Below are 6,710 nucleotides of genomic sequence, written 5' to 3' on the forward strand. Positions count from 1 at the left end.
CGTCGGTAAAAATTCCGGTTTGGCGGTAGGCCGCGCAAACAAAATGGCAAGGGAAAAATTCCTTTTATGGGTTGGGCCGTGGTTGTTAGGCGAGGGTCTGTTTATCATGCCTCGGTTTTAAGACGCTTTAAGGTAAATCCATGAACAAAGTTGCCCTTGGCTTATTGCCCTGGTTTGCATTGCTGCCGTTGGCGGAGGCGATTGCCGCCGAAGTAACCGACAAAAAAGTCGAGACCTTGGATAAAGTGGAAGTGGTCGACGTATCGCCGCTGCAGTTCGGCGGTATCGATATCAACAAAATTCCGGCCAACGTGCAGACCGCTTCGGCGGAACAGTTACAGGCCGCGCAGGCAGTGTCGCTGGCCGATTACATGAACCGCTATCTGGGCAGCGTCAATATCAACGACGCCCAAAATAACCCCCTGCAACCGGACGTGCAATACCGTGGCTACAGTGCATCGCCCTTGATGGGCGTACCTCAAGGCCTTGCGGCGTATGTGAACGGCGTGCGTTTCAACGAACCGTTCGGCGATATGGTCAACTGGGATTTAATTCCGCAGGGGGCCATCGAAACCATGAGTCTGCAACCCGCTTCCAACCCGGCTTTCGGTTTGAATGCGCTGGGCGGCTCCATCAATATCAAAACCAAGACCGGTTTTTCCGCGCCCAAACATGTTTTGGAAGTGCAAGGCGGTTCCTGGGACAGGCATACCGAAGAACTGAGCACGGGTTGGAACAACGGTACCTGGGGTTATTTTGCCGATTTCAGCAATTTTTCCGAAGCCGGCTGGCGCGACCATTCCCGTACCGAAGCCAAGCGCGGTTTCGGCACCTTGAGCTGGCGCGGTAACGAATCCAGCCTGGATCTACATTTTGCCGGTACCGAAAACGCGCTACGCGGCAACGGCGCGGTGCCGGAAGAGTTGTTGGCTTACGGCCGGGAAAAAGTCTTTACCCACCCCGACCTGACCCGTAATCGTTTGTTCATGGTGTCCCTGGACGGCGATACCTGGCTGAACGACCGCAACCAATTGTCCGGTACCGCCTATTACCGGCGCAACAAGGTCAGTACCTATAATGGGGACGGCAGTGAGGCTGGCGAATGTCAGGATGAGGGCGGCGGCGAGGATGCTTTTTTGTGTGAAGAGCAAGGGGGAGAACTCGACGATGAAGGGCTGGTCGATTTGGCCGGGAATAACATTCTTGCCAGCGACGCTTTGGAAGGCGGCACCATCAACACCTCCGAAACCACCCAACAATCGTTCGGCTTTGCCCTGCAAAACGCCTTTCATCACAAAGTGTTCGGCATGAACAATCAATTGATTGCCGGTGCCAGTTACGACCACAGTACCGCGCATTACCGCGCGGATACCGAATTGGGCAGCCTGACCGGCAATCGCGGCGTGGCGGCCGGCGGCGTATTCCTATTGGACTCGCGGGTGCGTCTGAATACCGAAACCAACAACTACGGCGTGTTTCTGACCGACACCCTGTCGGTGACCGACAAACTGGATGTGACGGTTTCCGGGCGTTACAACATTACCCATTTGGAGCTGAAAGACCATTTTCCCGGCGACGATGCGGACGAAAACCTGACCGGTTTTCATACCTTTAATCGGATCAACCCGGCCGCCGGCTTGACCTATGCGTTCATGCCGGAACTCACCTTCTACGGCAATTACAGCGAATCCTCCCGGGTGCCGACACCGATGGAGTTGAGTTGCGCCGACAGGAACAACCCCTGCAAGCTGCCCAACGCCTTCGTGGCCGATCCGCCGCTGGCGCAGGTGGTGGCCAATACCTGGGAAGCCGGTTTTCGCGGCGATCTGAAACAACTGCCGTTCGAGGGCCGAGTGCATTGGAACGCCGGTTTTTTCCACGTCATCAACAACAACGATATTCTCTGGCAGGGTAACGGCGCCGTCAACGGCATGGGCTATTTCGAGAATGTCGGCAAGACTCAGCGGCAGGGCGCCGAGGCCGGCTTGTCGGGCTTGTTTTTCGATAACCGTTGGCGTTGGTCGGCCAATTACACCTTTATCGACGCCACCTATCAAAGCGCCTTCGGCAGCCCGAACGGCGCGCATCCCAATGCGGTTGACGGCGTCACCCAGGTCAGTCCGGGCGACCGGATTCCCGGCATCCCCGCGCATATAGCCAAATTCAGCACCGATGTCGATATCCTGCCGCAGTGGACGCTGGGTTTCGACATGAGTTACAACAGCGGACAGTATTTGCGCGGCGACGAGGCTAATCTGTTGCCGAAGATTCCGGCCTTCGTGGTATTCAATCTGCGTAGCGAATACCGTTTCAACGAGCATCTGGCGCTATTCGGGCGGGTCAACAATTTATTCGATCGCGAATACGCCAACTTCGGCGCTTTGGCTGAAACCGGCGAAGTTTTGGACGGCGTCAATCCGGCGCTGAACGAAATCAATAGCCGTTTCGTCGGGGTAGGTGCGCCGCGCGCCGCCTGGGTAGGCATCCGCCTGACCATGTAAATTGCCGCAAGGCCAATTCACCTTTCAGCCGCCGGATAAGGCTGAAAGGTGATAGGGTTCGGTCCGTTTTTGTTAGACTTCCAGCAGGTTTCCGAGCGCGCGTATCAAGGTAATATAGGCCAGTAAATTGACCGGAGCCATTTTTTGGTTTTCCAGGTAAATTTTTCGATAGTATTTCAGCTGCGTTTTATTAATATGCCGCTCAATATAAGCCGAGCAGTTTTGTGCTTGGCTATCTAATATGTTGCCGGCTAATTTTGCGCTAAACCGGTGTATGTCCGCTTGTAAATTATTGCATACGGTTTTTACCCAGTAATCCCGCCGGGGTATTTGGGCCAACTGTTGCTCTATGTCATGCAAGCCAAAGCTTTGATCGATATCGGCCAGTAATTTTACGATGGCAATCAGGTCCTGCCGCGTGGCGACGGCCAAGGCAACTATGAACGGAAAGTTTTTTAGCCTGGCAAGCAAAGCCATTCTTTCCGCCAATTCCAAGGGTATATCATCCATTTCCGCAACGGCCGCTTTTTCCGCTTGCTCCTCGCGGGGTTGACGGGTTAAATAATCCGCATAAATAGTTAAATAACCGCTATAGCATTGAACCGTTTCCGCATCCGGACAAATACTCTTATGGTGAAGCACCGCCCAGCGGGAAAATTCGGACAGGGTGTTTTCGATTTGTAGCAATAACCCATATTGTAAATTAGTCGGCAGCGTATTATCCAAGGCATAAAGGGCTTTTCTCAGCTCTTGCGCTTCCAGCACCCGGTCGAAGGTTAAATAGCATTTGACATAGGCCAAGGTGCCGCCATTTTCCATATCGTCGTCCTGGCTTAAAAAACCGCAGCCGGCTTGATTAATCAGATAATTGCTGATCATGGTCGCTGTAATTTCATCGGCCAACGGATGACTGCTCAGGTGCTGTTTATACAGATCGGTGAATTCGGCCGGAAAATAGGCCTGTAAATATCCGCCGCAAAATTCATTCCGCAGCATTTCCGTTTGACTTTGTATTTGCTCGGTCAGATACATTTTGCCGGCGGACATTAAGACGGCCAGCTCCGGGCGGGTAAGCGCTTGTCCCGGTCGGGCCTGAATTTCCTTGCTTTGCGGGAAAGATTCCACCGCGCGATCCAAAAAGCCGGCGGCTTCCAGTCGGTCCGCCACTTGCATGAATGCCGCCGGATTTTCCGCGCAGCGTTGCTGTTCCAAGGACAAGCATAGGCTTTGCGCATAATTATCGGCCAGTACCAGTCGGCAAACCGCTGCCGTCATGCCGATAAATAAGCTTTGGTAGTCCGCGATAAGGTTTTTTTTGTGCAGCAGGGTCAGCAATATTTTTAAATTGACTTCGTGGTCGGAGGTATCGACGCCGGCCGAGTTGTCCACTGCGTCGGTATTGATACGCCCGCCGGCCAGGCTATATTCGATACGGGCTTTTTGGGTAAAGCCCAGATTAGCGCCTTCGCCCACCACCATGGCGCCCAACTCGCGGGCATCCACCCGCACATTGTCGTTGCCGCGGTCGCCTACGTCTTCCGGTTTTTCCGAGCTGGCCTTGACATAGGTGCCGATGCCGCCCAACCATAATAATTCGACGGGGGCTTTTAATAAGTGCTGGATCAGCGATTCGCCATCGATAGACTGGTAACGTATGCCCAGCCATTTCTTGACTTCGGCGGAAACCGGAATATCCTTGCTGCTGCGGGCGTATACGCCGCCGCCGTGGGAAATTAGCTGGCGGTCGTAATCGTTCCAACTCGAGCCGGGCAATTCGAACAGCCGCTGTCTTTCTTTAAACGCCTCCTCGGAGGCGGGCGGATTGGGATCGATAAAAATATGCTGGCCGCTGAATGCCGCCAGTAAGCGGATGCAAGGGGACAGCAGCATGCCGTTGCCGAACACATCGCCATCCATGCTGCCGACGCCGATCACCGTAAACGGTTCGCTTTGAATATCCTTGCCGAGTTCGCGGAAATGCCGCCGCACGCATTCCCAGGCTCCGCGCGCCGTAATGCCCAGCGCTTTATGGTCGTAGCCGCGGGAGCCGCCGCTGGCGAAGGCGTCGCCCAGCCAAAATTGGTACTCCGCCGCCACCCCGTTGGCGATATCGGAAAACTTGGCGGTGCCTTTGTCGGCCGCCACCACCAGATAAGGGTCGGGATCGTCGTGCACCACGATCCCGGCGGGGCTGACGACGCTATCTTCCCGATAGTTGTCGGTTAAATCCAATAGTCCCCTCATTAGCCGTATGTAGGCTTGTTTTCCGGCTTCCCTGAAATCCAGGCGGCCGCCGTTGTTTTTGACGACAAAACCGCCCTTGGCGCCGGTAGGAATGATCAAGGCGTTTTTGCTGATTTGAGTTTGCATCAGGCCCAGAATTTCGGTCCTGAAATCGTCGATGCGGTCGGACCAGCGAATGCCGCCGCGCGATACTTTGCCGCCGCGTAAATGGATACCCTCCATATCGACGCCATGCACATAAACTTCGTATTGAGGCTTGGGCGCCGGCATATCGATAACGCCCAAACTATTCACTTTAATGGCAATAAAATAATCGTCTTGCAGGCGGCGCCGATGAAAGTTGCTTCTTACCGTGGCATCGATCAAATTAAACAGCGTGCGTAAAATGCGGTCGTCATTGATATTGGCAACCGCCGCCATGTTTTCCAGTAATTGCAAACGCAGCGGAAATAAAACCTGCTCTTCTCGGATTAAGGAATCCCGCCAGTCCGGATCGGGTCGGAAGCGCGCCTCGAAATAGTCGTACAGCGCTTTTGCGACGTGCGGGTTATTGATCAGGGCATGATGGATGCTGTCTTTTGTGGTGCGGTGTTCCAGTTGCAGATAATAGTTCCGATAAGTACGCAAGGCATCGCAGGCTTGCCAGTCCATGGCGGTCATGATGACCAGTTTGTTGAGGGCGTCGTTTTCAACTCGAAGCGCCATGACGGCCTGTATGGTTTCCAATAACCTGTCTTGCACGGCACTAAAAGATTTGCATTGTTCCGTCGCGGCTTTAATCGTGAAGCTTTTAATCGTTGCGGGAATGCCCGCAAGCGAAAAACCGAATTGCACTTGGTCGATCACCCGCAAATTCATGTTTTCCAGCAGCGGAATAAATTCATCCAAATACCGTTCCCGCTGACTGTAAAAATGTAGCCGGTAGTGCGGATGGTTGGCGTAGGGTTTAATTAACGAGACGGTTTGATGGTTGGGGGTCGTTAGTTGCTCCAAATGCAGAATATCGTTGAACGCATAACGCGGCGAAACCAGGGCTTGATAATCGGGGGGAAATAGGCCGGCATATTTCTGCAACAGGGGGATTGCGCTTTGTTTCCCTAATGCTTTTTCCGTGAAAATCCGCAGATTTTCCTGCCATGAGCGGATCCGTTTACGCATAGTCACACTGTCCGTTTGGGGTTTGGTAAAGGGTGGAAGCCATGTTTAGGGGGGTTATTTTAAGTATTTAATAATTTCCAAGACGTTGCATTCGGGTTGCCGGGTATAAGTCACCGAATCCATCATGGAGCGGATAAAAAACAGCCCCATGCCGCTTTCGGTTGGGTGGTCGAAATCCGGCGGCGGGACTTTGTCTAAATCGAACCCCTGGCCATGGTCGTAAACCTTGATATTCAATACGTCTTGATGCAGATGTATCGAAATGCGAACGGTATCTTTCCGGTGAGCGTCGTTGGCGTGTTTGATGACGTTAGCGGTCGCTTCGGTCAGGACCAGGTTCAACTGATATGCCAAGGCTTCCCGGTCGCCGGTGAAATCGTCCAGTTCCTTGACAATGCGTTCGCCGATGCTGCCGATTAAATCCAAATATTTGGTATGGGTAGGGACGATAACGTCAACCTGTATCACTGAGGAACACATAAGTCATCTCTATAGCTAATGAGTAAGCACTTCGTCGATGTCGGCATAAATTTCAAATACCCGCGTGAGTCTGGTCAGTTCGAACATCGATAGCACTTGCGGTTGTATATGGGCTAACGCAAATTGACCGGATTTTGCGGCCATATGTTTATGGCCGAATAATAAGGCTCCCAAGCCGGAGCTATCGATAAAACGGACATGTTTTAATTGCACGACAATATGGCTTTCGCCGCCTTCTATCATATCCAGCAGATATTCTTTTAATTCCGTTGAGTTATGCGCATCTATTCTTTCGTCTTGGATAGTCAGTACGCTAAAGGTTTTTAT

Annotated in this window: 4 protein-coding genes; 1 reads left to right on the top strand and 3 read right to left on the bottom strand. The window is 52.9% G+C overall.

Annotated features, from left to right (window positions below; genetic code table 11):
- The first annotated feature begins 140 nt into the window (after nt 1-140).
- On the top strand, nt 141-2,501 hold the full coding sequence (locus NP596_RS02780; protein WP_256613689.1) for a TonB-dependent receptor: 2,361 nt from the start codon (nt 141-143) through the stop codon (nt 2,499-2,501).
- A 72-nt stretch (nt 2,502-2,573) separates the two neighbouring features.
- Here NP596_RS02780 and NP596_RS02785 read toward each other — a convergent pair whose 3' ends face one another.
- The 3 genes from NP596_RS02785 to NP596_RS02795 all read right to left on the bottom strand — a co-directional run.
- On the bottom strand, nt 2,574-5,903 hold the full coding sequence (locus NP596_RS02785; RefSeq protein WP_256613690.1) for an NAD-glutamate dehydrogenase domain-containing protein: 3,330 nt from the start codon (nt 5,901-5,903) through the stop codon (nt 2,574-2,576).
- 54 nt (nt 5,904-5,957) lie between these two features.
- Nucleotides 5,958-6,383, bottom strand: a complete 426-nt coding sequence (locus NP596_RS02790) for an ATP-binding protein (RefSeq protein ID WP_256613691.1) — start codon at nt 6,381-6,383, stop codon at nt 5,958-5,960.
- A gap of 15 nt (nt 6,384-6,398) precedes the next feature.
- Nucleotides 6,399-6,710 (bottom strand): STAS domain-containing protein (locus NP596_RS02795; protein WP_305891656.1); only part of this gene is annotated, 312 nt, incomplete at its 5' end.

The sequence above is a fragment of the Methylomonas rivi genome, assembly GCF_024505165.1.
GTDB classification, from domain to species: domain Bacteria; phylum Pseudomonadota; class Gammaproteobacteria; order Methylococcales; family Methylomonadaceae; genus Methylomonas; species Methylomonas rivi.

Bases quoted from the DNA above. Each gene is read 5' to 3' on its own strand.
- NP596_RS02780 (WP_256613689.1), top strand. From the start codon at position 141: ATGAACAAAGTTGCCCTTGGCTTATTGCCCTGGTTTGCATTGCTGCCG.
- NP596_RS02785 (WP_256613690.1), bottom strand. From the start codon at position 5,903: ATGCGTAAACGGATCCGCTCATGGCAGGAAAATCTGCGGATTTTCACG.
- NP596_RS02790 (WP_256613691.1), bottom strand. From the start codon at position 6,383: ATGTGTTCCTCAGTGATACAGGTTGACGTTATCGTCCCTACCCATACC.